Origin of the sequence: Methylobacterium sp. Leaf117, from assembly GCF_001422985.1 — a bacterium.
Lineage (GTDB): Bacteria > Pseudomonadota > Alphaproteobacteria > Rhizobiales > Beijerinckiaceae > Methylobacterium.
This window is the reverse complement of the sequence record NZ_LMNL01000037.1, coordinates 178,784-201,701: the sequence shown is the minus strand read 5'-3', so window position 1 is coordinate 201,701 and position 22,918 is coordinate 178,784. Positions and strand designations below refer to the sequence as shown.

The 22,918-nt window shown below is 69.2% G+C and carries 23 protein-coding genes; 11 read left to right on the top strand and 12 right to left on the bottom strand.

Annotation, left to right across the window (positions count from 1 at the left end):
- Positions 1-39: 39 nt before the first annotated feature.
- The gene (gene rnd, locus ASF57_RS21215; RefSeq protein WP_056185451.1) at positions 40-1,191 is read right to left on the bottom strand and encodes a ribonuclease D; all 1,152 of its coding nucleotides are present in this window, start codon (positions 1,189-1,191) and stop codon (positions 40-42) included.
- A gap of 141 nt (positions 1,192-1,332) precedes the next feature.
- Positions 1,333-1,779, bottom strand: coding sequence for a hypothetical protein (locus ASF57_RS21210; RefSeq protein WP_200935908.1), 447 nt, complete (start codon positions 1,777-1,779; stop codon positions 1,333-1,335).
- Positions 1,780-1,996: 217 nt separating this feature from the next.
- Between ASF57_RS21210 and aspS the strand changes: the two genes are divergently transcribed.
- The 4 genes from aspS (at position 1,997) to ASF57_RS21190 (ending at position 5,990) form a co-directional block, all read left to right on the top strand.
- Entirely contained in the window at positions 1,997-3,811 is a 1,815-nt protein-coding gene (aspS, locus tag ASF57_RS21205) for an aspartate--tRNA ligase (protein WP_056487088.1), read from the top strand.
- Between the two features lie 40 nt (positions 3,812-3,851).
- Positions 3,852-4,187 carry a hypothetical protein gene (locus ASF57_RS21200; RefSeq protein WP_056487085.1) on the top strand — a complete coding sequence of 112 codons (336 nt, stop codon included), beginning with the start codon at positions 3,852-3,854 and terminating at the stop codon, positions 4,185-4,187.
- 88 nt (positions 4,188-4,275) lie between these two features.
- Positions 4,276-5,301 (top strand): hypothetical protein, encoded by a 1,026-nt coding sequence (locus ASF57_RS21195; RefSeq protein ID WP_156376260.1) that lies wholly within the window; start codon positions 4,276-4,278, stop codon positions 5,299-5,301.
- Positions 5,298-5,990, top strand: a complete 693-nt coding sequence (locus tag ASF57_RS21190) for a hypothetical protein (RefSeq protein ID WP_056487079.1) — start codon at positions 5,298-5,300, stop codon at positions 5,988-5,990. Before ASF57_RS21195 ends, ASF57_RS21190 begins: the two co-directional genes overlap by 4 nt.
- 3 nt (positions 5,991-5,993) lie before the next feature.
- Here the strand turns inward: ASF57_RS21190 and ASF57_RS21185 are convergent, their stop codons facing one another.
- The gene (locus ASF57_RS21185; RefSeq protein ID WP_056185435.1) at positions 5,994-6,248 is read right to left on the bottom strand and encodes a DUF3297 family protein; all 255 of its coding nucleotides are present in this window, start codon (positions 6,246-6,248) and stop codon (positions 5,994-5,996) included.
- Between the two features lie 379 nt (positions 6,249-6,627).
- Here ASF57_RS21185 and ASF57_RS21180 point away from each other — a divergent pair, with 379 nt between their 5' ends.
- The 4 genes from ASF57_RS21180 to ASF57_RS21165 all read left to right on the top strand — a co-directional run bounded on the left by ASF57_RS21180 (position 6,628) and on the right by ASF57_RS21165 (position 11,850).
- Positions 6,628-8,961 (top strand): NADP-dependent malic enzyme, encoded by a 2,334-nt coding sequence (locus ASF57_RS21180; RefSeq protein ID WP_056185432.1) that lies wholly within the window; start codon positions 6,628-6,630, stop codon positions 8,959-8,961.
- A 146-nt stretch (positions 8,962-9,107) separates the two neighbouring features.
- Positions 9,108-10,082: a phosphogluconate dehydrogenase (NAD(+)-dependent, decarboxylating) gene (gene gnd, locus ASF57_RS21175; protein WP_056487076.1), complete on the top strand. Its 975-nt coding sequence runs from the start codon at positions 9,108-9,110 to the stop codon at positions 10,080-10,082.
- 91 nt (positions 10,083-10,173) lie between these two features.
- Positions 10,174-10,902 (top strand): 6-phosphogluconolactonase, encoded by a 729-nt coding sequence (pgl, locus tag ASF57_RS21170; protein ID WP_056487073.1) that lies wholly within the window; start codon positions 10,174-10,176, stop codon positions 10,900-10,902.
- A gap of 420 nt (positions 10,903-11,322) precedes the next feature.
- Positions 11,323-11,850, top strand: a complete 528-nt coding sequence (locus ASF57_RS21165) for a hypothetical protein (protein ID WP_156376259.1) — start codon at positions 11,323-11,325, stop codon at positions 11,848-11,850.
- Between the two features lie 8 nt (positions 11,851-11,858).
- On the opposite strand, the gene ASF57_RS25990 is transcribed toward ASF57_RS21165, so the two are convergent.
- From ASF57_RS25990 to ASF57_RS21140, 6 genes are all read right to left on the bottom strand, one after another.
- The gene (locus ASF57_RS25990; protein ID WP_156376258.1) at positions 11,859-12,026 is read right to left on the bottom strand and encodes a hypothetical protein; all 168 of its coding nucleotides are present in this window, start codon (positions 12,024-12,026) and stop codon (positions 11,859-11,861) included.
- A 157-nt stretch (positions 12,027-12,183) separates the two neighbouring features.
- On the bottom strand, positions 12,184-12,381 hold the full coding sequence (locus ASF57_RS21160; RefSeq protein WP_056185421.1) for a hypothetical protein: 198 nt from the start codon (positions 12,379-12,381) through the stop codon (positions 12,184-12,186).
- A gap of 135 nt (positions 12,382-12,516) precedes the next feature.
- Entirely contained in the window at positions 12,517-13,815 is a 1,299-nt protein-coding gene (oxlT, locus tag ASF57_RS21155) for an oxalate/formate MFS antiporter (RefSeq protein ID WP_056487067.1), read from the bottom strand.
- A gap of 504 nt (positions 13,816-14,319) precedes the next feature.
- Positions 14,320-15,072, bottom strand: a complete 753-nt coding sequence (map, locus tag ASF57_RS21150; RefSeq protein WP_056487064.1) for a type I methionyl aminopeptidase — start codon at positions 15,070-15,072, stop codon at positions 14,320-14,322.
- A gap of 45 nt (positions 15,073-15,117) precedes the next feature.
- Entirely contained in the window at positions 15,118-16,224 is a 1,107-nt protein-coding gene (locus ASF57_RS21145; RefSeq protein ID WP_056487060.1) for a 2'-deoxycytidine 5'-triphosphate deaminase, read from the bottom strand.
- 97 nt (positions 16,225-16,321) lie between these two features.
- Positions 16,322-16,744, bottom strand: a complete 423-nt coding sequence (locus tag ASF57_RS21140; RefSeq protein ID WP_056487057.1) for a hypothetical protein — start codon at positions 16,742-16,744, stop codon at positions 16,322-16,324.
- Between the two features lie 192 nt (positions 16,745-16,936).
- On the opposite strand from ASF57_RS21140, the gene apaG reads away from it, so the two are divergent.
- From apaG to speG, 3 genes are read left to right on the top strand one after another with little or no spacing between them, the layout of a single operon-like run.
- Complete coding sequence (gene apaG / locus ASF57_RS21135) at positions 16,937-17,329, top strand: Co2+/Mg2+ efflux protein ApaG (RefSeq protein WP_056185404.1); 393 nt, start codon at positions 16,937-16,939, stop codon at positions 17,327-17,329.
- Positions 17,330-17,333: 4 nt separating this feature from the next.
- On the top strand, positions 17,334-18,506 hold the full coding sequence (argE, locus tag ASF57_RS21130) for an acetylornithine deacetylase (RefSeq protein WP_056487054.1): 1,173 nt from the start codon (positions 17,334-17,336) through the stop codon (positions 18,504-18,506).
- Between the two features lie 13 nt (positions 18,507-18,519).
- Positions 18,520-19,104, top strand: coding sequence for a spermidine N1-acetyltransferase (speG, locus tag ASF57_RS21125; protein WP_056185397.1), 585 nt, complete (start codon positions 18,520-18,522; stop codon positions 19,102-19,104).
- 223 nt (positions 19,105-19,327) lie between these two features.
- Here the strand turns inward: speG and ASF57_RS21120 are convergent, their stop codons facing one another.
- The 3 genes from ASF57_RS21120 to argF form a co-directional block, all read right to left on the bottom strand.
- Entirely contained in the window at positions 19,328-20,500 is a 1,173-nt protein-coding gene (locus ASF57_RS21120) for a hypothetical protein (RefSeq protein WP_056487051.1), read from the bottom strand.
- 173 nt (positions 20,501-20,673) lie between these two features.
- Positions 20,674-21,714 carry an Hsp33 family molecular chaperone gene (locus ASF57_RS21115; RefSeq protein ID WP_056487048.1) on the bottom strand — a complete coding sequence of 347 codons (1,041 nt, stop codon included), beginning with the start codon at positions 21,712-21,714 and terminating at the stop codon, positions 20,674-20,676.
- 222 nt (positions 21,715-21,936) lie between these two features.
- Complete coding sequence (gene argF, locus ASF57_RS21110; protein ID WP_056487488.1) at positions 21,937-22,890, bottom strand: ornithine carbamoyltransferase; 954 nt, start codon at positions 22,888-22,890, stop codon at positions 21,937-21,939.
- Between the last annotated feature and the right edge of the window lie 28 nt (positions 22,891-22,918).

Below are 22,918 nucleotides of genomic sequence, written 5' to 3'. Positions count from 1 at the left end.
CGGTTGCGCGGATCGGAGCGGTGCTCGGCCGCTCCGGCCTCATGCCAGGTCGCGCACCACCACCCGGCCGCGCTCGGCCGAAAGGGCGAGGCGGCCGCTCTTGAGGGCCAGGGCCTTCTCGCCGAACAGCGTGCGGCGCCAGCCGTGGAGCACGGCCACGTCGGCGTCGTCGTCGTCGGCGATAGCCTCCAGGTCGTCCACGGTGGCGATGATCTTCGGGGCGACGCCTTCGGTCTCGCACACCGCCTTCAGCAGCACCTTGAGCAGTTCGACCAGAGCCCCGTTGCCGCCCCGGCTGCGGGCGCGCTCGGGCAGTGCGATCTCCGTGAGGTCGCGGGCGAAGCCCCGCTCCACCGCCGCCAGGATGTCGGTCCCGGTGCGCGAGCGCTCGAAGCCGGCGGGAATCGAGCGCAGGCGCCCGAGCGCCTCGACGCTGCGGGGGGCCGAGGTTGCGACGTCGATCACCGCCTCGTCCTTGAGGATGCGTCCGCGCGGCACGTTGCGGCTCTGCGCCTCGCGTTCGCGCCAGGCGGCGACCTCCATCAGCACGGCGATCTCGCGGGGCTTGCGCATCCGCCCCGCCAGCCGGCGCCAGGCGGAGGCCGGATCGGCCTTGTAGGTCTCCGGCGAGGTGAGCACGCTCATCTCCTCGTCGAGCCACTCGCCGCGATCGGTGGACAGGAGCTGGCCCGCCAGCACCTCGTAGACCTTCACGAGGTGGGTCACGTCGGAAAGGGCATAGCTGAGCTGGGCGTCCGAGAGCGGCCGGCGCGACCAGTCGGTGAAGCGCGAGGACTTGTCGACCTTGGCCTTGGCCACGTCGTTGACGAGCTGCTCGTAGGAGACCGAGTCGCCGTAGCCGCAGACCATCGCGGCGACCTGCGTGTCGAAGAACGGCTGCGGCAGCAGGCCCCCTAGGAGCCAGATGATCTCCAGGTCCTGGCGGGCGGAATGGAACACCTTCACCACGCCCTCGTCGGCCATCAGGGCGAAGAAGGGCGCGAGGTCGAGGTCGGGCGAGAGCGGGTCGACGAGCACCCCCGAGCCGTCCGGCGCCGCCATCTGGATGAGGCAGAGCTTCGGGTAGTAGGTGGTCTCGCGCATGAACTCCGTGTCGACGGTCACGAAGGGATGCGCGGACAGGCGGGTGCAGGCCTCGGTCAGGGCCGCGGTGGTGGCGATCAGATCCATGAATCCGGCTATACCGAAGGTTCTCGCCTCAGGCGAGGGATGCCGGCTCACGTCCTTGGCCACGTCCCCCTAATTCGCACGCGCACCGGTCCGCCTGTCCCCGCCCGTCCCGGCGCTGTGGCACGGATCGGCGGCCAGGGCTCAGGCCGCGACCGATCCCGCTCGCCCGCCCCGGCGGGCCGCTTGCGCCCAGGCCCGGCGCTGCGCCGTCCGTTCGCGGCGCTGCGCCTCGGCGCGGGCCAGCAGCCAATCGAGGATGCCGGTCTCGATGCGCGTGGCGCTGGATGGATCGGTGAGCCGGCGGATGCGGTCGGCGCGGAAACCCCGGTACCCGCCGCGGCCGCGGTCGATGCCGCCGAGGAGCGTCCGGCCCGGCCCGAGCCTCAGCTCGCGCGCCTCGACGCGCCGAGTGCTCCAGGCTCCGCGCGAATCCTCGTAGACGATCTCGAAGGTGCCCTCGAGGGGCAGGACACGCCATTGGCCCTCCTGCCGCTCGCGCGGTTCGGAGGCGCCGGCCGGCTCCTGCACAGGTCCGGGCGCCCCCGACGCCGCCTGTCTCAGAATGTCGAAAAAAGCGTTGGAATTCATAGGCCTGATATGGGGATGGGCCTGCGATTCCGGAAGGGATCCGGCGCTTTTCGGTAAGGGGCAACCCGCCTTCGGCCCCTGCTCTCGACGCCTCCGGCTTCGGCTCCCGAGTCCTCGGTGCCTGCCCGTCGCCTTGACTTCGCACCCCCCACGTGAATGGTGCGCCGCTCCATCCCAAGCGCCCGTGATCTGTCAGCCCCTGATGCAACAGCCTGCCATGCACCGTTATCGGACCCATACCTGCGGGGCGCTGCGCCCGTCCGACGTCGGCGAGAGCGTCCGCCTCTCCGGCTGGTGCCACCGCATCCGCGACCATGGCGGCGTGCTGTTCATCGATCTGCGCGACCATTACGGCCTGACGCAATGCGTGGTGGATTCGGACTCGAAGGCCTTCCAGGCCGCCAACGCGGCGCGCTCGGAGTGGGTCATCCGCATCGACGGCCGGGTCCGCACCCGCCCCGCCGGCACTGAGAACCCGGACCTGCCCACCGGCGCGCTGGAGGTCTATATCGACGACCTCGAAGTGCTCGGCCCGGCCGGCGAATTGCCGATGCCGGTCTTCGGCGACCTCGACTACCCGGAAGAGACCCGGCTGAAGTACCGCTTCCTGGATCTGCGCCGCGAGAAGCTGCACGCCAACATCATGAAGCGCGGGGCGATCATCGACAGCCTGCGCCGCCGGATGCGCGACGGCGGCTTCTTCGAGTTCCAGACCCCGATCCTCACCGCCTCCTCGCCGGAGGGCGCGCGCGACTATCTCGTGCCGTCCCGCGTGCACCCGGGCAAGTTCTATGCGCTGCCGCAGGCCCCGCAGCAGTTCAAGCAGCTGACGATGATCGCGGGCTTCGACCGCTACTTCCAGATCGCGCCGTGTTTTCGCGATGAGGATGCCCGCGCCGACCGGAGCCCGGGCGAGTTCTACCAGCTCGACATCGAGATGAGCTTCGTCACGCAAGAGGACGTGTTCCAGGCGGTGGAGCCCGTGCTGCGCTCGGTCTTCGAGGAATTCGCCGAGGGCAAGCGCGTCACCGGCACCTTCCCGCGTATCCCCTATGCCGAGGCGATGCTGAAATACGGCGTCGACAAGCCCGATCTGCGCAACCCGCTGATCATCGCCGACGTGACGGACGAATTCGCCCGCGAGGACGTCGCCTTCAAGGCCTTCAAGGGCGTGATCGCGTCCGGCGGCGTGGTCCGGGCCATCCCCGCCACGGGGGCGGCGACCCAGCCGCGCTCGTTCTTCGACAAGCTCAATGACTTCGCCCGCGCCGAGGGCGCGCCTGGCCTCGGCTACATCATCTTCGAGGACGACAACGGCACGCTCACCGGCAAGGGCCCGATCGCCAAGTTCATCCCGGCCGAGGTCCAGGCCCTGATCGCGCAGAAGACCGGGACCAAGGCCGGCGACGCGGTGTTCTTCTCCGCCGGCACCGAGGGCAAGGCGGCGGCGCTCGCCGGCAAGGCCCGCATCCGCATCGGCGACGAGCTGAACCTGTCCGACAAGGACCAGTACGCCTTCTGCTGGATCACCGACTTCCCGATGTACGAGTGGAACGAGGACGAGAAGCGGATCGACTTCTCGCACAACCCGTTCTCGATGCCGAACTTCGACCGCGAGGCATTCCTGGCCCTCGATCCGTCGGATGCCGAGACGATCCTGAACATCAAGGCGTTCCAGTACGACATCGTCTGCAACGGCACCGAATTGTCCTCCGGCGCGATCCGCAACCATCGCCCCGACGTGATGGAGAAGGCCTTCGGTATCGCCGGCTACGGCGTCGAGGTGCTGGAGGAGAAGTTCGGCGGCATGCTCAACGCGCTGAAGCTCGGCGCCCCCCCGCACGGTGGCATCGCGCCGGGCATCGACCGCATCGTCATGCTGCTCTGCGGCGAGCAGAACCTGCGCGAGGTCGTGCTGTTCCCGATGAACCAGCGCGCCGAGGACCTGATGATGGGCGCCCCCGCCGAGGCCACCCCGAAGCAGCTGCGCGAGCTCCACATCCGCCTCAACCTGCCCGAAAAAGGCGCCTGAGGGGCCAAGCCCCCTCCTCCGCCCGGCGGGATCGTTACCCGTGACATCCGTCCTCAGGCCCGCGGAGGCCCTGGTCCGCGCTGTCGAGATCCTCGCGGCGCAGGGCTTCGCGGTGGTCGCCCGCAACACCCGGGGCGACAGCGTCTACCTCAAGCCCGAAGCCTGCGCCTTCGCCCTGCGGGTCTCGAACCACGCCCGCACCCCGAAGCAGCGCAAGAATCACCCCGACGCCATCACCAGCCTCGTCCTGCGCGACCCGACCTCCGAGGCGGCGCTGGCGGAGGCGGTCGCCGTGGCGGTGCGGAATTTCGCCGGCGAGCGGGCGAAGCGGGAGCGGGTGCTCGGGGTGAGGGCGATTGACCGAACCTATCCATGAATATAGAGCTATGATAGGTTTTTATTGATATTTTGGCGTGTCTATGAGACAGATGGGCCGGTCGCTCGATCTCTCGGGAGCACCGCCCATGTCGTCGTCAGGTCGCCAAAGCGGAGAACGCGCGAAACTCCCCTATGACCTCGCAGCCCTGAGAGTCGAAGTCGGACTGCTCCGCGTCGAGCATCTCCTCTCCCGGGCGTACGATCCTGATCAGCCTCGCACCCCGGCTGGCCAGACCGGGGCCGGGCGATGGACCTCTGGAGACGACGGGCAGGACGTCATCGCCGATGACGGCTCGCGGGTGCTCTCGCTGCGGGTTCGCAGCCAGCCGTCCGAGACCTGGGACGAGCGGCACGTCGTCATCGCGCCGGATGGAACCAAGACGCTCTTCGAGATGGAGGGGCGGACCCAGACCATCAGCGATGGCGAGACGGGAGAGATCCTGTCGCGCGGCACTCGGATCGACGGCCGGGTGGAGCCGGAAGCATTCGTTCAAAGCGCGAGAGCCCCACAACTATCCCGGTCACGGACTGCAGCAGCTGTCGAGGCCGGGATGGCCTTGCTCTCAATCCTTTCTCTCCGGAAGAGCCGGGATGGCACTGCGATCTTTGAGGCGCCGGCCAGCGCGTATGAGCCCGGGTCGGATGCGAACAATCCGGCCATGTGGGTCGGTCGGGTCGACCAAGCGGAACTGGACGCCGCCTGTCCGCGTCGTGGCGAGGTTCAGGGGATCCTCGATGACTCCGTCTCTCAGGTGCGCACGACCGGTAATTTCATGGACGCGCAGGATTTCGGCAATAAAGTTCACGCCGTCGCTGCTGCAAAAATTCGTGCACTTAACGATCCGAATCTTGTTCAAGAAGTTTCATATGTTCCTGGTACAACGGAACCGGTTATTCCCGATAAAACAGACCCGGTGCCCTACGGAACTCAGTTCTCAATTCGTCTCGACGCCCTTGAAAAAAGTGACCCATTGACGGTCTGCGTCCACGATTTCAAGACCGGCAAGAGCGGCCTCGCAGCTCTACGTGCCACCCATATCGCACGGATGGTTGCCATCAATTTCCCTGGCACGCGGCGCATTATCGTGAATGAAATAAGGCCTTCCCGATGACGAACGCCAAGCAGATCAAACAGATTTTCGGGCCCCTGGCAGCGCAGTATGACGATCTGAGACAGATCGGGTCCCACTATCTCTGGCTTCTGCCGGTTCGGCACGTGGCGCTGCGTGTCCTGATCGACCGAAGTTCGCACAAGGATCTGTGCACGCCGCAATGGACGATGTTGCAGACCTTCATGCCGGGTCCCGATCTGCTGACGAGCATCGGCTATTCCGGCTACCTGCATCGTCCTGCATCGTCCCGCATGGTGGAATGGGACTGGTCGGATCCGACGATGATCGACGATCTACTCTCGGTCATCGCGACGGAAGCACTACCCCGGCTTCGCGCGATCGATTCGCTGCCGGCATTCTGGGCGGTCTACACCGACGGCACCGATCGCAAGGTGCCGCAATGGCCGGAAACTCGCCTGATCTTCCACATCGCTCTCGGCGACCTGGATTCGGCGCGGGCGCTCTACGAAACCCTGGAGCCGGAGCTTCGCGAAGATCGGTATCCCAATATCGCCTGGGTCCAGAAACGCCGCCGGATGGTCCTGAGCGTCGCCGAACCGCTCCTGGCCGGCGACCGGGCCGCCCTCGCGAAAATCCTGCACGGCTGGGAGGCGGACAACATCCGCGGCACCAAGCTCGAGCCCTACTGGCAGCCGACGCCGTTCCCGCTGGAGGACGCGTCGGCCTGAGGCTCAGCCCTCGGCCGGAGTCTCATCGCGAAAATACGGCTCCACGGGGCCCTTGAGCTTCACCGTCATCGGATTGCCGGCGCGGTCCAGGGTCTTGCCGGCCGAGAGGCGGACCCAGCCCTCGCTGACGCAGTATTCCTCGACATTGGTCTTCTCGACGCCCTTGAAGCGGATGCCGATGCCGCGCTCCAGGATCTTCTCGTCGTAGAACGGGCTGTTGGGATTCACAGCGAGGCGGTCGGGAGGCGTATCGGACATCGTCGCGGACCTTGGGTCGTTTCACGTCGCAGGGTGAGGATTTCGAACGCAAGCGGGTACGGGATTCGGGGCGCTCTCGCAACGCCGAGCCGCTTTCGGGGCGCAGGCAGGCCCGCAAACCGGTCCGCGATGGAACAAAACGCCCCGATCGTCAGCGTCGGACCTCGGGCCCGACGCGACAATGCCGGCCGGCCACGGGCATTTGCTCCGATGGGGAAACCGGCCCGAACGGCAGGTGGGCGCGGTCGATTCGGGGTTTCCGGCTCGGGTTGCGCCCACTGGGCAGCCGGTGCAACAGGAGCCCCAGTCAAAAACCCCGCCGATGATGGGAGACGCGCTCCGACGCCGGGGGCAGCGCGACATCCGAAGGAGGACGACCATGGGCGACAACATGTCCGACGATCTCAAGTCGGGAGCACTGGTCTACCACCGCCTGCCGCGTCCCGGAAAACTCGAGATCCAGGCGACCAAGCCGCTCGGCAACCAGCGTGATCTGGCGCTGGCCTACTCGCCCGGCGTCGCCGCCGCCTGCATGGCGATCCACGAGGACCCGCAGGAGGCCGCCACCCTCACCATCCGGCAGAACCTCGTCGCGGTGCTCACCAACGGCACCGCCGTGCTCGGCCTCGGCAATATCGGGCCGCTGGCCTCGAAGCCGGTGATGGAGGGCAAGGCCGTCCTGTTCAAGAAATTCGCCGGCATCGACGTGTTCGACATCGAGGTCGCCCAGAACGACGTCGCCAAGCTCGTCGACGTGGTCTGTGCCCTGGAGCCGACCTTCGGCGGCATCAACCTCGAGGACATCAAGGCGCCCGAGTGCTTCGAGGTCGAGGAGCAGTGCCGGGCCCGGATGAACATCCCGGTCTTCCACGACGACCAGCACGGCACCGCCATCATCGTGGCGGCCGCCGTCCTCAACGCCCTCGAACTCGCCGGCAAGAACCTCCCCGACGTCCGCATCGTCACCTCGGGTGCGGGCGCGGCGGCGCTGGCCTGCCTCAACCTGCTGGTGTCGCTCGGCGCCCGGGTCGAGAACATCACCGTCACCGATATCAAGGGCGTGGTCTACAAGGGTCGGCCCGAGTTGATGGACCGCTGGAAGGACATCTACGCCCAGGAGACCGAGGCCCGCACGCTGGCCGAGGTGATTCCGGGCGCGGACGTGTTCATCGGCCTCTCGGCCGGCGGCGTGCTGAAGCCCGAATATCTGGAGAAGATGGCCGAGAAGCCGCTGATCATGGCGCTGGCCAACCCCTACCCCGAGATCATGCCCGACCTGGCACAGGAGAAGCGCCCCGACGCGATGATCTGCACCGGGCGCTCGGACTTCCCCAACCAGGTCAACAACGTCCTGTGCTTCCCCTATATCTTCCGGGGTGCGCTCGACGTCGGCGCCACCTCGATCAACGAGGAGATGAAGCAGGCCGCCGTGAAGGCAATCGCGGCGCTGGCCCGTGAGACGCCCTCCGACGTGGTCGCCCGCGCCTATGGCGGCGAGGCCCGGCCCTTCGGCCCGCGCTCGCTGATCCCGAGCCCGTTCGACCCGCGCCTGATCCTGCGCATCGCGCCCGCCGTCGCCCAGGCGGCGATGGATTCCGGCGTCGCCGGCCGGCCCCTGGAGAACGTCCAGGCCTATACCGACAGCCTCGACCGCTTCGTCCACCGCTCGGGCTTCATCATGAAGCCGATCTTCTCCAAGGCGAAGGAGAACCCCAAGCGCGTCATCTACACCGAGGGCGAGGACGAGCGCGTGCTGCGCGCCGCCCAGGCCATCTGTGAGGACAAGGTCGCGCGGCCGATCCTGGTCGGGCGCCCCCGGGTGATCGAGACCCGGATCAAACGCTTCGGCCTCTCGCTCAAGCAGGGCGTCGATTTCGACTTGATCGATCCCGAGGACGATCCGCGCTACCGCGACTACGTCGCCACCTACCTGGAGGCGGCCGGACGGCGCGGCATCACGCCGGACGCCGCCCGCACCCTGGTGCGCACCAACAACACCGTGATCGGCGCCATCGCGGTGCGTCGCGGCGAGGCGGATGCGCTGATCTGCGGCCTCGAGGGCCGCTTCGAGACCCGCCTGCGGGTGATCCGCGACGTGATCGGCCTCGCCCCCGGCGTGCTCGACTTCGCCGCCATGAGCCTGATCGTCACCAAGGAGGGCGCCTACTTCCTGGCCGACACCCACGTGCGGCCGGACCCCAGCGCCGAGGAGATCGCCGACGTCGCCGTGGCCTGTGCCGAGCACGTCAGCCGCTTCGGCCTGACCCCTAAGATCGCGCTCTTGAGCCACTCGGATTTCGGCCAGTCGGATTCGCGCTCGGCGGTGAAGATGCGGACCGCCCTCGGGCTGATTCGGGAGCGCCGGTCCGACCTGGAGGTCGACGGCGAGATGCAGGGCGATTCCGCCCTGTCGGAGGTCATCCGCGACCGGGTGATGCCGGCCTCGCGCCTGAAGGGCGCGGCCAACGTGCTGATCCTGCCGAACCTCGATGCGGCCAACATCGCGTTCCAGTTCGCCAAGGTGCTGGCCGACGCCCTCCCGGTGGGTCCGCTGCTGATCGGGCCGGCCAAGCCAGCCCACATCCTGTCGCCCTCGGTCACCGCGCGCGGCATCGTCAACGTCACGGCCGCCGCCGTGGTCGAGGCCCAGGCGGCCGAGATCGGCGTCGGGGCGGCGCTGGCCGAGCCGGGCGTCGGGCCGACCTCGGCCTGAAGCGGAACCCCTGCGTGCGACGCAGGGCGCGGCGGCCGAACCGCCGCCTCGCCCTGGCGGGCCAAGTGCGATAGCCCTGCTCGCGAGGGAGCGTGCGACGGCCGGGCTCGAGTCCGGCGCGTCATCGCGGACACGGGAGACACGGGATGCAACTCGGCATGATCGGCCTCGGCCGGATGGGCGGCAACATCGTCCGCCGGCTGCTGCGCGACGGGCACGACGCGGTCGTCTTCGACCAGAACCCCGAGGCGGTCGCCGCCCTGGTGGCGGAGGGCGCGGTCGGCGCGGACAGTCTGGAGGACTTCGTCGCCAAGCTCTCCGCGCCCCGCGCCGCCTGGGTGATGCTGCCGGCGGGGACCATCACCGAGGCCACGGTGAAGACCATCGGGGGGCTGATGGCGGCGGACGACGTCGTCATCGACGGCGGCAATTCCTTCTACAAGGACGACATCCGCCGCGCCGCCAAGCTGAAGAGCGCCGGCATCCACTACGTCGATGTCGGCACCTCCGGCGGCGTCTGGGGTCTCGAGCGCGGCTACTGCATGATGATCGGCGGCGACAACGCCGCCCTTGAGCGCCTCGATCCGATCTTCAAGACGCTGGCGCCGGGCGTCGGCACCATCCCGAAGACCCCCGGCCGCGAGGGGCGCGATCCGCGCGCGGAGGCGGGCTACATCCATGCCGGGCCGAGCGGTGCGGGCCACTTCGTCAAGATGGTCCATAACGGCATCGAGTACGGCCTGATGCAGGCCTATGCCGAGGGCTTCGACATCCTCCGGCACGCCAATTCCCAGGATCTGCCCGAGGCCCAGCGCTTCGACCTCGACATCGGCGACATCGCCGAAGTCTGGCGCCGCGGCAGCGTGGTCTCGTCCTGGCTCCTCGATCTGACCGCCGGTGCCTTGGCGCAGGACGAGACGCTCGAACATTTCTCCGGCTTCGTCGCCGATTCCGGCGAGGGCCGCTGGACCCTGAATGCCGCCATCGAGGAATCCGTGCCGGCCAACGTGCTCTCGGCCGCCCTCTACGCGCGCTTCCGCTCCCGCGAGGAGGCAAGCTACGCCGACAAGCTGCTCTCGGCGATGCGCAAGGGCTTTGGCGGGCACCAGGAACCGAAGTAGTTCTGGAGCCGAAATAGGCCCGCGTCGGTTGTCCGCTGGTCCGAGGGGCACCCCGGACCTCATTCCCTGCCAGCCTCGAGGGCCTGCGCCGATGATCCCCCTGCCCGAGCGCGCCGAGATCCTGCCCGACGCCGATGCGGTGGCGGCGGCCGCCGCCGATCGTCTCGTGGCCCTGTGCCAGTCGGCGCCGCGCCCGGCCATCGCGGTCTGCCTCTCCGGCGGCTCGACGCCGAAGCGACTCTACGGGTTGCTGAGCGGGCCGGCCTACCGGGCGCACCTGCCTTGGGAGCGCCTGCACTGGTTCTTCGGCGACGACCGGATGGTGCCGTGGACCGATGCGGCAAGCAATGTCCGCATGGCGCGCGACGCCTTCGGGGAGGCTCCGATCCCGGAGGGCCATCTCCACGCCATGGACACGCACGGCACGCCGGAGGCCGGCGCCCGCGCCTATGCCGAGACCCTGCGGGCGTTCTACGGCGCGGACGTGCTCGACCCGGCCAGACCGCTGTTCGACCTCGTCCTCCTCGGCCTCGGCGAGGACGGCCACACCGCCTCGCTGTTTCCGGGCAAGCCTGCCCTGAGCGAGCGCCACGCGTGGACGGCACCGGTGCCGGAGGCGGGGCTCGCCCCCTTCGTGCCCCGCATCACCCTCACCGTCCCGGCCCTCGCCTCCGCCCGCGAGACCCTGTTTCTCGTGACCGGTGCCGGAAAGCAGGAGCCCCTGCGCCGCCTCGCGCGCGGCGAAGACCTGCCCGTCCGGCACGTCCGCAGCGTCGGGCGGCTCGCCTGGCTCGTCGACCGGGAGGCGGCAGGCGCCTGACCGGCAACGGGACCGGAACGGCTCCGGTTCACCGAAGCCCTGAGGGCCGGTCGAATCCGTCGGCCCGGAGGATTTCGGCATCCCCGGCGCGTTGCACGGCTTGGCTCATCGGGTGTCGGTCCGATCGGCGCGGGCCGACACCCGTGATGAAAAGTGTTGCGTTCTGGAAATCCGCGAGCGAACACTTGGCGATAGCCGGAATCGTCCGGTTTCACGACGCCGCGCCACGGGCCAAGAACTGTTATGGGCCAAGATCCTTTTGTCGGTGGTCCTGTAGTCGGCGGTCCCTGGATCGGTCTGCCCCGACGCCCCGTTCCGGCGAAGCGGTGGCGCCGGTCCTCGCATCAACGCATCGGACCGTTGCGCCCGCTCGACGAATCGGGACCCCATCCGGTCCTCCGCGGAATCCGCTCCGGCGCCGTGGCGGGCCTGACCCTGGTGGCCGTCCTCAGCCTGCCGGTCCTGCTGGTTCTGACCGTGAAGGCACCGCACCCGGCCGACGATGCGGCGCTGGCGCCGGCCCGTGTCTGGGCCGCGTCGCACGAGGCAGAGATCGCGGGCGCGCGCCCGGCCTCGGCGATGCCCCTGCGGGCGCCGCCTGTGCCAGGAGACCGGGTTCAAACGGAGCGGGCGGAAGCGACGCCGGCCGCTCCCACGCTCCCGCCGGTCAAGGCCGCGATGCCGACGGCATCCGTCGCGGTGGCCCCGACGCCATCGCGCAGGGGTTCTGCGTCCGTGATGGCTGCCGTGTCCGAAGCGGCCCCGGGCCGTGCCGAGCCACTGCGCGGCGGGGCCCGCTCCACCCGACCTCTCCTCACCCTGGACCAGATTCCGGTCCTCGACGATGCGAACGGCGCGCTGACGACCGAGGACGCGCCGGTCTCCGCTGCAAGGCCGGCCCGGTCCGGTCGCCCTGCCCCGTCGGCCCGGACCGCGAAGGCTCCCTGACCGGGCGATCAGGCGGCCCGTCGGGCCGCCGTGAGCGTGTTGTCGTTGAGCGCGACGAACATGCCGGCCGAGGCTTTGTCCGGGAGGACCGAGCCCGAAGCGGCATCGTCGGTGAGGAGGGCCAGCATCGGCCCGATGGCGACGGCACACAGGCCGAGAACGAACAGAGCGATCATGGTGCGGATCCCGATGGCGATCCGGGTTTATCGCACTGCACAACGGCGTCTGGTATATCGTATACCGCTACGCGGTCATGCAGCCGGAGCGTGGCTGGCGCGTTCGGCTGCGACGTTGTTGGCGCGGCGCGGCCGCCAAGCCATCCGGCCGGGTGATCTACCGGTGAACGGGATCGGCGACGATCGGGGGTAGCGGCAGCAGGTAGTACCCGCCGACGAGCAGGATGGCCGACAGGACCAGACCGAGCGACGAGACATACAGGATGGCGAAGACGTCACGGTTGAAGTCCGCCGTTCGCAGGACGATGGCCGCGAAGGGAATGCTCACCAGGGCGAGGAGGATGGAGACGACCATCGCGGAAACCTTTGCCGGTGCGAGGTCGACCGGGGCGCCCCGGTCGACCTCGGCCTCGAACGACTGCGAGCCGGAGGGGATCCGGCTCGCAGGGGATAGGCAAGTCCCGCGCCCGGTACCGGGGCGCGGGATGGGTCAGGCATGCGCCAGGGCGCCGGCCGGCTGGACCTGCCCTTGCGCCGCATGGTGGCGCTTGAGCATCGGCCGCAGCACCGCGATGGCCAGGAAGGCTGCCACGAGGTCCATGATCGCCACGGTGTAGAGCACCGTCGCCCAGGTGCCGGTGGCCTGCATCAGCAGGTTGCCCACCGGTACGAACAGGGCGGCGAAGCCCTTGGCGCAGTAGAGCACGCCGTAGATCTTGCCGATGTGCTTGGAGCCGAAGGTGTCGGCGGCCGTGGCGCTGAACAGCGAGTAGACTTCGCCCCAGGCCAGGAACACGATGCCGGAGAGGATCACGAAAGCCCACGGGTTGGTGCCGAAATAGCCCAGCGCCACGATGCCGATGCCCTCCATGGTGAAGGCGATGAACATCGTCTTCTCACGGCCGATCCGGTCGGAGACGTAGCCGAAGAGCGGCCGCGAGATGCCGTTCATGATCCGGTCGAGCATCAGCGCGAAGGGCAGCGCGGCCATGGCGAAGAAGTACAGGTTGACCTGGAATTCCTTCACGCCGAGATCCTGCGCGATGACGCCGAGCTGGGCCACGGCCATCAGGCCGCCCGTCACCGTGCAGGTGAACATCAGCAGCATCACCCAGAAGACCGGCGTGCGCAGGGCCTCGCGCAGGGTGTAGTCGCGCCGGGTCTGCAGCACCTTGGTCGAGAAGGTGACCTCGCCCTTGGACGGCGCCCGCAGACCGATGGCCGCCAGCATGATGATGCCGCCCTGGATCAGCCCGAACACGAAGAAGGCCTGGGCGTAGCTGCCCTGCGAGATCATGTTGGCGATCGGGATGATCGTCAGGGCCGAGCCGGCGCCGTAGCCGCCCGCCGTGAGGCCGACCGCGAGGCCGCGCTTGTCCGGGAACCACTTGAGGGCGTTGTTGATGCAGGTGGCGTAGACGCAGCCGACGCCGATGCCGCCCGCCACGGAGCCCATGTAGAAGCCGGTGAGCGTGGTGGCGTAGGAGTTGATCACCCAGGCGAGGCCGGTCATCAGACCGCCGAACATCACCACGCGGCTCGGGCCGTACTTGTCGATGAAGTAGCCCTCGATGGGAGTCAGCCAGGTCTGCACCACGACGAAGATGGTGAAGGCGACCTGGATCGCGGCGCGATCCCAACCGAAGGTCTTCTGGATCTCGGGGACGAACAGAGTCCACGCGTACTGGATATTGGCGGCGGCCACCATGCAGGCGACGCCGAAGATGAGTTGCAACCATCGATTGGCGGACGGTTTCGCTATAGGGGGCGCGGCAGCGGACATCGCCATGAGCTGAGTTCCTCGTTCTGCTTGGGACGTTGAGCGTTTTGCTGAGGATCCGAATTGGAATGCTCGTTTGCGCCCCGCCCGCCTGAGATCAGCCACGCGTTTCACTTGGCGGTTCGCATATTGGCATTATTTGGTATACCAGAAGTCCGCGCAAGCAGAATAATTCTACATTCGGTGCTGAATTTTCGGGATTAAAGGATAGGCCAAGCGCGTTTATGCCCCTGGTCGCCGCCTGAGGCGGTTTCCTCCATTCCGGCTCAGCCCCGAGGCGTCATGCCGGTGCAGGGCCCGCGCGTTTGCGTGCGTCCGCGCACGGCGTTGACGGCGCCGCCGGGATCGATCCGGGTCGCGGAAGAGCGGTCGAAGCACCGGCCGGAAGACTTCGCCTGAACAGAAGACTTCGCCTGAACAGAAGAATTCGCCTGAACAAGGGACTGGAAGACGTGGCCGGGACGGCCCGGTATGGTGTCCTGAGGTCCGGTCTTCCTGCGTTCGCGACGGCGCCTATTGGCCCGGCATCGTCAGGATCAGCGGTCCGCTGCGGGAAGCGACGACGGTGTGCTCGTACTGAACCGTCAGGGCCTGCGGTCGGCTGTAGAGGGTCCAGGGGTCGTCGCCATCCTCCGCGTAGTCGGCGCCGAGGGACAGGAAGGGCTCGACGGTGAACACCAGGCCCTCCTGGATGATCCGGCGCTCGGACGGGTCGGGCCAAGTCGCGATTTCGGTCGGCGCCTCGTGCAGCGACAGGCCGACCCCGTGGCTGGCGAGGTTGCGCACCAGCGTATAGCCGTTCTTGCGCGCGAAGGCCCCCACGGCGTTCCCGATCTCGGCCAGCGGCTTGCCCGGACCGACCTGGCGCAGGCCGGCCCACATCGCCCGGCGCCCGTCGCGGCACAGCCGTTCCACCGCCCGCGTCACCGGCGGTACGGCGAACGAGGCGCCCGTATCCGCGAAGTAGCCGTCCCGCTCGGCGGAGACGTCGATGTTGACGAGGTCCCCCGGACCGATCCGGCGCTCTCCCGGGATGCCGTGCGCGATCTCCTCGTTGACGCTGATGCAGGTCGCGCCGGGAAAGCCGTAGACCATCTCGGGCGCCGGCCGGGCGCCGGCCGTCTCCAGGAACGCCCGGCCGATCCCATCGAGGTCGCGCGTGGTCATGCCGGGCTCGATGGCCCGGCCCATCGCGTCGAGCGCATCGGCGACGATGCGCCCGATCCGCTTCAGCGCCGTCAATTCGTCGTCGTTGGACACGGTCATGGCATCTCCGCAGGTCCGGAGTCGGCCGGAGGCGAAGGTCTCGCTTCAGGCGAAATGTTTGGAGAGCTTCAGCCCCTGGGCCTGATAGTTCGAGCCGGCGCCTGCGCCATAGAGGGTGGCGGGGCGTTCGGCCATGCGCTCGTAGACGAGGCGACCGACGATCTGCCCGTCCTCCAGCAGGAACGGCACGTCGCGCGAGCGCACTTCGAGCACGGCCCGGGCGCCGGCGCCCCCGGCGGCGGCGAAGCCGAAGCCCGGATCGAAGAAACCCGCATAATGCACGCGGAACTCGCCCACCAGGGGATCGAACGGCACCATCTCGGCGGCGAAGTCGGGGGGCACCTGCACCGCCTCCTTCGAGGCCAGGATGTAGAACTGGCCCGGATCGAGGATCAGGGCCCGCGAGGCGTCGGCCTGCAGCGGCTCCCAGAAATCCGCGGCCCGGTGGGCTCCCGGCGCATCGACGTCGACAAGGCCCGTATGGCGCCGGGCGCGATAGCCGACGAGGCCAGAGAAGCCCGCGAGATCGATGGAGACGCCGATGCCGCCCTGGAAGGTCGGGTTCGGGGCGTCGACCAGCGGTGATGTCGCGTGCAGGCCCGCGAGTTCGGAATCGGAGAGGCGGGGCTCGCCGCGCCGGAAGCGGATCTGCGACAGGCGCGAGCCGGTGCGGACCTTCACCGGAAAGGTCCGGGGCGAGATCTCGGCGTAGAGCGGCCCGCGATAGCCGGCCTCGACCTGGTCGAAGGCGGCGCCCCGGTCGGTGATGACGCGGGTGAACACGTCGATGCGGCCGGTGGAACTCTTCGGGTTGGCGCTGGCCGCGAGATCGGCCGGCAGGGCGAGGTGCTCCTGCAATTCGGCGATGTAGACGCAGCCCGTCTCCAGCACGGCGCCGTGCGTCAGATCCATCTCGTGCAGCACGAAGGCCTCGATGCAGGCCGCCACCGTGCGGGCGCCGGGCAGGAAGCTGGTGCGTACGCGGAACACCCGGGCGCCGAGGCGCAGGTCGAGGCTTGCGGGCTGGATCTGGTCGGGCGCGTAGGGCGTGTCGGGCCGGATCGCGCCGGACCGCGTCAGGGCCAGGATGCCCTGCGCCGCCAAGATCCCGTGAGGGCCGGGGCCTGTCTTGTCCTGATCTGCGTCCGGCATCCGCTCGCACCACCCGCTCTCGTTCGGGCACCACCCCGTCGGCCGGGGCGGGAACGCCGCATTCTGCACGCATGCCGCGGGATCGCCTAAGACCCGGTTAAGCCTCCGGCTCGGACGGGATGCGCAGCACGATCCAGGCCAGGACGAGGCGCGCGATGGCCCCCATGGCGATGAGCCCGGCGAGCGCGCTGGCCAGCACCGGGAAGCCCGCCGGCCAGACCAGGAGGGCTGCTGCGAACAGCACGGCGCCGAGGCCGGACCCAGGGCCGAAGGCGAGCACCAGGGAGGGCAGGCCGACGATCCGGGGCAACCCGTCCCCGCGACGGGCGAGCCAGGCCCCCGTGGCCTGCGCCGATCCGTCGAGAACCAGGGCGAGCGCCAGGGCGAGGGCGGCCCAGCCGTTGCGATCGGGCGCGGCCCAGGCGAAGGCACCGGCCAGCCCCGCGAGGGCGAGGCTGGCGAGGAGCGCCCGGCCGGGTGGCGCGGCGGCGGCGCGACGCGGAACGGTCTGCTCGATCACGGGGGACGGACCTCGACGTTGCGTCGGCACGCCTGGAACAGGCGCGCATGGACGGTGCGTGGGCACGCATGCGCCACGCACGCATTCACCACGATTGACGGGCATTTGCGAGGGCCGTACCACGACCCCCAGTGCTTGTCGCGACCGCAGGGCGATCGGGGTTCAGGTCCGGGCAGGGAGGCAATGACGGGGATGTACAAGGCTCAGACGCGCGGAATTAGCGTGACCGTGATGCCTCGCTTCGTCGAGGAGGAATCGTCGCCGGCCGAGAGCCGCTACTTCTTCGCCTACACGGTCGAGATCGTGAACAACGGCTCGGAGCAGGTGCAGCTGCGCTCGCGCCACTGGCGTATCATCGACGGGCGCGGCGAGACCCAGGAGGTGCGCGGCGCCGGCGTCGTCGGCAAGCAGCCGGTGCTCGAGCCGGGCGAGTCGTTCAGCTACACCAGCGGCTGCCCGCTCACCACGCCGGACGGCCTCATGGCCGGCAGCTACACCATGGCGACCGATGCGGGCGAGAGCTTCGAGGCGGAGATTCCGGCCTTCTCCCTGGATTCCCCCCACGTCCGCCGCAGCGTCCATTAAGGTCATGTCGCGCGACGGCCCGCGCCCGGAGACCCTCGACTGGCTGGCGCGGCTCGTGGCCTTCGACACCGAGAGTTCGAAATCGAACCTCGCGCTGATCGACAGCGTGGTGGCCGCCCTCGACGCTCTCGGCGTGCCCTTCGTCCGCGTCCCGAACGCCGACGGCGACAAGGCGGCCCTGTTCGCCACCATCGGGCCGATGGTCGATGGCGGCATCGTGCTGTCCGGCCATACCGACGTGGTGCCGGTGACGGGCCAGGCCTGGAGCGCCGACCCCTTCACCCTGCGGGTGGCGGACGGGCGCGCCTACGGACGCGGCGCCGTCGACATGAAGGGCTTCTGCGCCCTGGCGCTCGCGGCGATCCCGCGCTTCCAGGCCGCCGACCTCAAGCGCCCGATCCACATCCTCCTGTCCTACGACGAGGAGACCACCTGCCTGGGTGTGACCGACACCATCGCGCGCTTCGGTGCCGACCTGCCGCGTCCCGGCGCGGTCATCGTCGGCGAACCGACCGACCTCGAGGTGGCGGATGCGCACAAGAGCATCGTCACCTATCTCACCACCGTGCACGGGCACGAGGCTCACTCGGCCAAGCCGATGCTCGGTGCCAATGCGGTGATGGCGGCGGCCGATCTCGTCTCCGAACTGAACCGGATCGCCGACGCGATGATCGCCCGGGGCGACGCTTCGGGCCGCTTCGACCCGCCCGCCACCACCGTGCATGTGGGCACCATCGCGGGCGGCACCGCCCGCAACATCCTGCCCAAGGTCTGCACCTTCCACTGGGAGTTCCGCGGCCTGCCCGACCTCGAAATGGGCGAGATTCCGGCCCTGTTCGAAGCCAAGGTCCGCACCGTGCTGCGCGACCGGCTCAATCGCTACGGCGATTACGGGCGCATCGAGACCTTGGAGGAGGTCGCGGTGCCGGGCCTCGCGCCGGAACCCGGCTCGGTGGCCGAGCGGCTGGCGCTCCGGGTGGCGGGGCGCAACCACACGATCTCGGTGCCCTATGCCACGGAAGCCGGGCGCTTCCAGGCCGCCGGCATCCCCACCGTGGTCTGCGGCCCCGGCTCCATCGACCAGGCGCATCAGCCGGACGAATACATCACCCTGGCGGCCCTCCGGGCCGGCGAGGCCTTCATGGACCGGCTCGCCGCGGAATGCGCGACGCCCTGAACGGATCGACCCCATGACTGCCATCAGCGCCCGGACCATCGCGGCGGACGGCCCCGTGAAGCTCCGCCCCCTGGAGCGCGAGGACCTGATGTTCGTGCATCAGCTCAACAACAACGACAGCATCATGCGCTACTGGTTCGAGGAGGCCTACGAGTCCTTCGCCGAACTGGCGCAGCTCTACGAGCGCAACATCCACAACCAGACCGAACGGCGCTTCATCATCGCCAATTCGGAGGGCGCACCGGCCGGCCTCGTCGAGCTCGTCGAGATCAACCACCTGCACCGCCGCTGCGAGTTCCAGATCGCCATCCACCCGGCCTTCCAGGGCCAGGGCTATGCCCCGCGGGCCACGCGCATCGCCATGGACTACGCCTTCAGCGTCCTCAACATCCACAAGCTCTACCTGCACGTGGACAAGGACAACGCCCGCGCGGTGCGGATCTACGAGCGCTGCGGGTTCCAGCCGGAGGGCATCCTGAAGGACGAGTTCTTCGTCAATGGCAAGTACCGCGATGCCGTGCGGATGTGTCTGTTCCAGCCGGCCTACCTCGCCCGTCGGGGCGGCGGCGACATCGCCGAATCCGTGCTGAAGGCCTGAACCGATCCGGGCTGATCGCTTCAGGTCCGGCCCGCGAAGCGCCTCCTCTCCTTCCAGGTGGACGCGTGGGTTTCTGAAACGCAGACCGGACTCTGCCCTCGCCCTGGCCTCGAGAAGAGGCGACGCGCGCTCCATCCGATTCACGGGTCCGAACCGGTCAGCCGGATGTCAGAGCGCGGAATTGCCGGGCCTCGCGGAAGGCCCGGCACCCCATTGCGTCGGATCAGTTGCGGCCCGCGCCGCTCCGGCCGCCGGAGCCGGCACCGAGGCCGCCGCCGTTCGAGCCACCGCTGATCCCTCGCTCGGACCCGCCCTGCTCGGCGCCCCCGCTCCGGCTGCCGGTGTTCATAGTGCCACGCTCGGCGCCGCGCTCGGCGCCGCCCGACCGTTCGGCCGCGTTGCGGATACCGGCGTCCTCACCGCCCCGGTTCCGGTTCATGTCACGGTCGGCGGCGGCGCGGTTGCGGTCGTTGCCTTGGCGCGGGTCGGCGTTCCGGATGCCCTCGCGGGACTCGCCCTGCGTGGACCGCACGTTCCGGCTGTCGCGCCGTTCCTCGGTGCGGGACGAGACGGCCTTGCCGCGAAACCCGCGCTCCTCGAAGCGGGCCCCGACAGTGCCGCCGCGGCGCTCGGTCACCGTCAGGCGACGATACTCGGGCGAGCCGTAGACCACGCGCTGGCCGCGCACCACGACGTAGCGGGTGCCCGGACGGCGGGTCGTCGTCTCCTCGACCCGAACGAGGCGGCGATACTGGGGCGAGCCGTACAGGACGCGCTGGCCCCGGATGGTGACGTAGCGCCGGCGCGCGCGCTCGACCACGCGGTCGCCGCCGCGGCGCTCCACCGTGACGAGGCGGCGGTATTCGGGCGAGCCATAGACCACGCGCTGGCCGCCGATAAAGACGAAGCGGCCAGACCGGCGCCCGCCCTCGACGCGCTCGCTGCGGGATTCGCTGCGAGTATCAACCGAGACGCGGTCGCGCTGCGCGCGGCCACCGGCCCGGTCCTCCCGGGAGGAGGTGCGGGTCGCCCGGTCGCCGTCGCGATCGCTCCGGTCGGCGCCGCGAGACTGCGAATCCCGGTTCTGCGAAGCTTTCGTCTGAGCGTCTCCGCCCTGAAGATCCCGTATCGCCGTGTCGCCGCGTCCGCCGGTTTCCGGGCGACCACCCTCTCGGCGTCCGCCGGCCTCGGCGCGTCCGCCCGTCTCGCTGCGGGCGCCGTCGGTGCCGGAACCACGACCGCCCGAGCTTCCCTCGGGGGCGCCCTGGCTGCGCGCGGCCGAACCGCCGCGACCACCGGCCTCGCCAGCGCCGGCGGCGCCGGCCTGGCCTGCGCTCTGGGCGTAGGCCGACGTCGTCATCAGCAGTGCCGTCAGACCAACCACGAATGTCTTCATCGACGTTCCTCCTGAGCTCTTGTTGAGCAATCTTGAGAAACCCCAAACGTCGACACCTTAGAAACGGTTCAAATACAAACCCCGCGTGCAGTGGCGAGCACTTGCGACGTCTTGTATTCCGGTTTGGTCAAGCTTGTTGGCGCTGCCGCGACACCTGTCGTGGCAGCGCGTCATCAACTTCCCGATTGGGCCGCGACTTCGGCTTCCACCGCCGCCGGATCGAGGTCGTAGCGACGCGAGCAGAACTCGCAGGTGATGCCGATGCGGCCGTCGTCGGCGATCATGTCCCGCCGCTCCTGGGGCGAGAACGAGGTGATCATGCCCATCACGCGCTCGGGCGAGCAGCGGCACTGCTCGCGCACGCCCTGCGCCTCGAACACCCGCACGCCGCGCTCGTGGAACAGGCGGTAGAGCAGGCGCTCGGCCGAGACCTCGGGATCGACGAGTTCGTGGTCCTCGATGGTCGACACCAGGCTGCGGGCCTCGACCCAGGCGTCGTCCTCGGGCACGCCGTGCGCGTCGAGGTGAACATGCCCCTCCGGGATGTCGCCCGGCGGCAGGTCGGCGAGCCGCGCCCGATCAATCGACTGGGGCAGGAACTGCACCAGCAGGCCGCCGGCCCGGTAGCTCCGGGAGCCGCCGGCATATTGCTCGGCCACCGCCAGGCGGACCTGGGTCGGGATCTGCTCGGACTGGCGGAAATACTGGTGCGCCGCCTCCTCCAGGCTCTGTCCTTCGAGGGCGACGACGCCCTGGTAGCGGCTGCTGGTCGGGCCCTGGTCGATGGTCATGGCCAGGTGCCCCTGCCCGATCAGGTCCTGGTCCTGCAACGGACCGGTGCCGAGGGCCTCCACCCGCGCGGTGTCGAAGCGGGCGGTGGCGCGCAGGCGGTCGGGCGCTTCGAAATCGACCACCACCATCTCGACCGGACCGTCAGTCTTGGTCTGGAGCTGGAACCGGCCCTCGAACTTCAGGGACGAGCCGAGGAGCACGGTGAGCGCGGCCGCCTCGCCGAGGAGGCGGGCCACCGCATCGGGATAGCCGTGGCGGCGCAGGATGGTGTCGACGGACGGCCCGAGCCGGACCACGCGGCCGCGCACGTCCAGGGCCTCGACGGCAAACGGCAGCACCACGTCGTCGTCGCCCTCGATGGCGACCGGGACGAGGGGTCGATCGTCCCCGGGGGTGGTTCCAGAAATCGTTCCAAGAGTCATGGCGTCTCCGATCGGGCTCGACGAACGCGAGGGCTGGGCCACGGGCCTCCCGCCGCCGCAGGGCGGGGTATGGGGAGTGCACGGATGGCGGCGGCGCACCGGTCGGAACGCCCGCGCTCGTCGCAACGGCCGCCCCCGACCCTCGGTTCAGGATCGGATCCTATATAGGCATCCCGACGCGGCGGCGCGACCGACACGGCGACCGGGTCGCGCTGTGCCTCCTCAGAGGCCGTGCGCCCGCAGGCACCAGGCCAGGATGCCCTTCTGGGCGTGCAGACGGTTCTCGGCCTCGTCGAAGATCACCGATTGCGGGCCGTCGATGACCTCGGCCGTGACCTCCTCGCCGCGATGGGCGGGCAGGCAATGCATGAAGATCGCGTCCTTGGCGGCGGCCGCCATCAGGCGGGCATCGACCCGGTAGGGCACGAGCAGGTTGTGCCGGTGCTGGTCGTCCTCGTCGCCCATGGAGACCCAGCAATCGGTGACCACCGCGTCCGCCCCGTTCACCGCCTCGTAGGCGTCGGTGGTGACGTTGACGGTGGCGCCCTCGGCTCGCGCCCAGTCGAGCAGCGGCTGGGGCGTCGACAGTTCCGGGGGGGCCGCGATGTTGAGGGTGAAGTCGAAACGCGCGGCGGCGTGGACCCAGGAGGCGAGCACGTTGTTGGCGTCCCCCGACCAGGCGATCGTGCGGCCCTGGATCGACCCACGATGCTCCTCGAAGGTCAGCAGGTCGGCCATGATCTGGCAGGGGTGCGAGACCTTGGTCAGGGCGTTGATCACCGGCACGGTGGCGTACTCGGCCAGTTCCAGCATCAGGTCGTGGTCGAGGATGCGGATCATGATCGCGTCGACGTAGCGCGAGAGCACCCGGGCGGTGTCGCCCACGGTCTCGCCCCGGCCGAGCTGCATCTCGCTCCCCGTCAGCATCAGGGTCTCGCCGCCGAGTTCGCGCATGCCGACGTCGAACGACACGCGGGTGCGCGTCGAGGGCCGGTCGAACACCATCGCGAGGGTCTTGCCGATCAGCGGGCGGTCCTCGGCCAATTCACCCTTGCGGCGGCGCGCCTTGATGGCGGCGGAAGTGTCCAGCACCGCCCGCAGCTGCGCGGCCGAGAAGTCCTTCAGGTCGAGGAAGTGGCGGGTCCCGTCTCCGGTCCCGTTCAGTGTCGTGGTCATCGGTCCGTTCTTCGTGTGCGGGGTCCGG

Excerpts from the sequence above, each read along its gene's own strand:
- argE (WP_056487054.1), top strand. The coding sequence starts at position 17,334 with ATGTCGCGCGACGGCCCGCGCCCGGAGACCCTCGACTGGCTGGCGCGG.
- rnd (WP_056185451.1), bottom strand. The coding sequence starts at position 1,191 with ATGGATCTGATCGCCACCACCGCGGCCCTGACCGAGGCCTGCACCCGC.
- aspS (WP_056487088.1), top strand. The coding sequence starts at position 1,997 with ATGCACCGTTATCGGACCCATACCTGCGGGGCGCTGCGCCCGTCCGAC.
- gnd (WP_056487076.1), top strand. The coding sequence starts at position 9,108 with ATGCAACTCGGCATGATCGGCCTCGGCCGGATGGGCGGCAACATCGTC.
- ASF57_RS21195 (WP_156376260.1), top strand. The coding sequence starts at position 4,276 with ATGTCGTCGTCAGGTCGCCAAAGCGGAGAACGCGCGAAACTCCCCTAT.
- ASF57_RS21120 (WP_056487051.1), bottom strand. The coding sequence starts at position 20,500 with ATGAAGACATTCGTGGTTGGTCTGACGGCACTGCTGATGACGACGTCG.
- pgl (WP_056487073.1), top strand. The coding sequence starts at position 10,174 with ATGATCCCCCTGCCCGAGCGCGCCGAGATCCTGCCCGACGCCGATGCG.
- ASF57_RS25990 (WP_156376258.1), bottom strand. The coding sequence starts at position 12,026 with ATGATCGCTCTGTTCGTTCTCGGCCTGTGTGCCGTCGCCATCGGGCCG.
- ASF57_RS21160 (WP_056185421.1), bottom strand. The coding sequence starts at position 12,381 with ATGGTCGTCTCCATCCTCCTCGCCCTGGTGAGCATTCCCTTCGCGGCC.
- ASF57_RS21210 (WP_200935908.1), bottom strand. The coding sequence starts at position 1,779 with ATGAATTCCAACGCTTTTTTCGACATTCTGAGACAGGCGGCGTCGGGG.
- ASF57_RS21185 (WP_056185435.1), bottom strand. The coding sequence starts at position 6,248 with ATGTCCGATACGCCTCCCGACCGCCTCGCTGTGAATCCCAACAGCCCG.
- ASF57_RS21115 (WP_056487048.1), bottom strand. The coding sequence starts at position 21,714 with ATGACTCTTGGAACGATTTCTGGAACCACCCCCGGGGACGATCGACCC.
- argF (WP_056487488.1), bottom strand. The coding sequence starts at position 22,890 with ATGACCACGACACTGAACGGGACCGGAGACGGGACCCGCCACTTCCTC.
- ASF57_RS21190 (WP_056487079.1), top strand. The coding sequence starts at position 5,298 with ATGACGAACGCCAAGCAGATCAAACAGATTTTCGGGCCCCTGGCAGCG.
- map (WP_056487064.1), bottom strand. The coding sequence starts at position 15,072 with ATGACCGTGTCCAACGACGACGAATTGACGGCGCTGAAGCGGATCGGG.
- apaG (WP_056185404.1), top strand. The coding sequence starts at position 16,937 with ATGTACAAGGCTCAGACGCGCGGAATTAGCGTGACCGTGATGCCTCGC.
- ASF57_RS21145 (WP_056487060.1), bottom strand. The coding sequence starts at position 16,224 with ATGCCGGACGCAGATCAGGACAAGACAGGCCCCGGCCCTCACGGGATC.
- ASF57_RS21180 (WP_056185432.1), top strand. The coding sequence starts at position 6,628 with ATGGGCGACAACATGTCCGACGATCTCAAGTCGGGAGCACTGGTCTAC.
- oxlT (WP_056487067.1), bottom strand. The coding sequence starts at position 13,815 with ATGGCGATGTCCGCTGCCGCGCCCCCTATAGCGAAACCGTCCGCCAAT.
- speG (WP_056185397.1), top strand. The coding sequence starts at position 18,520 with ATGACTGCCATCAGCGCCCGGACCATCGCGGCGGACGGCCCCGTGAAG.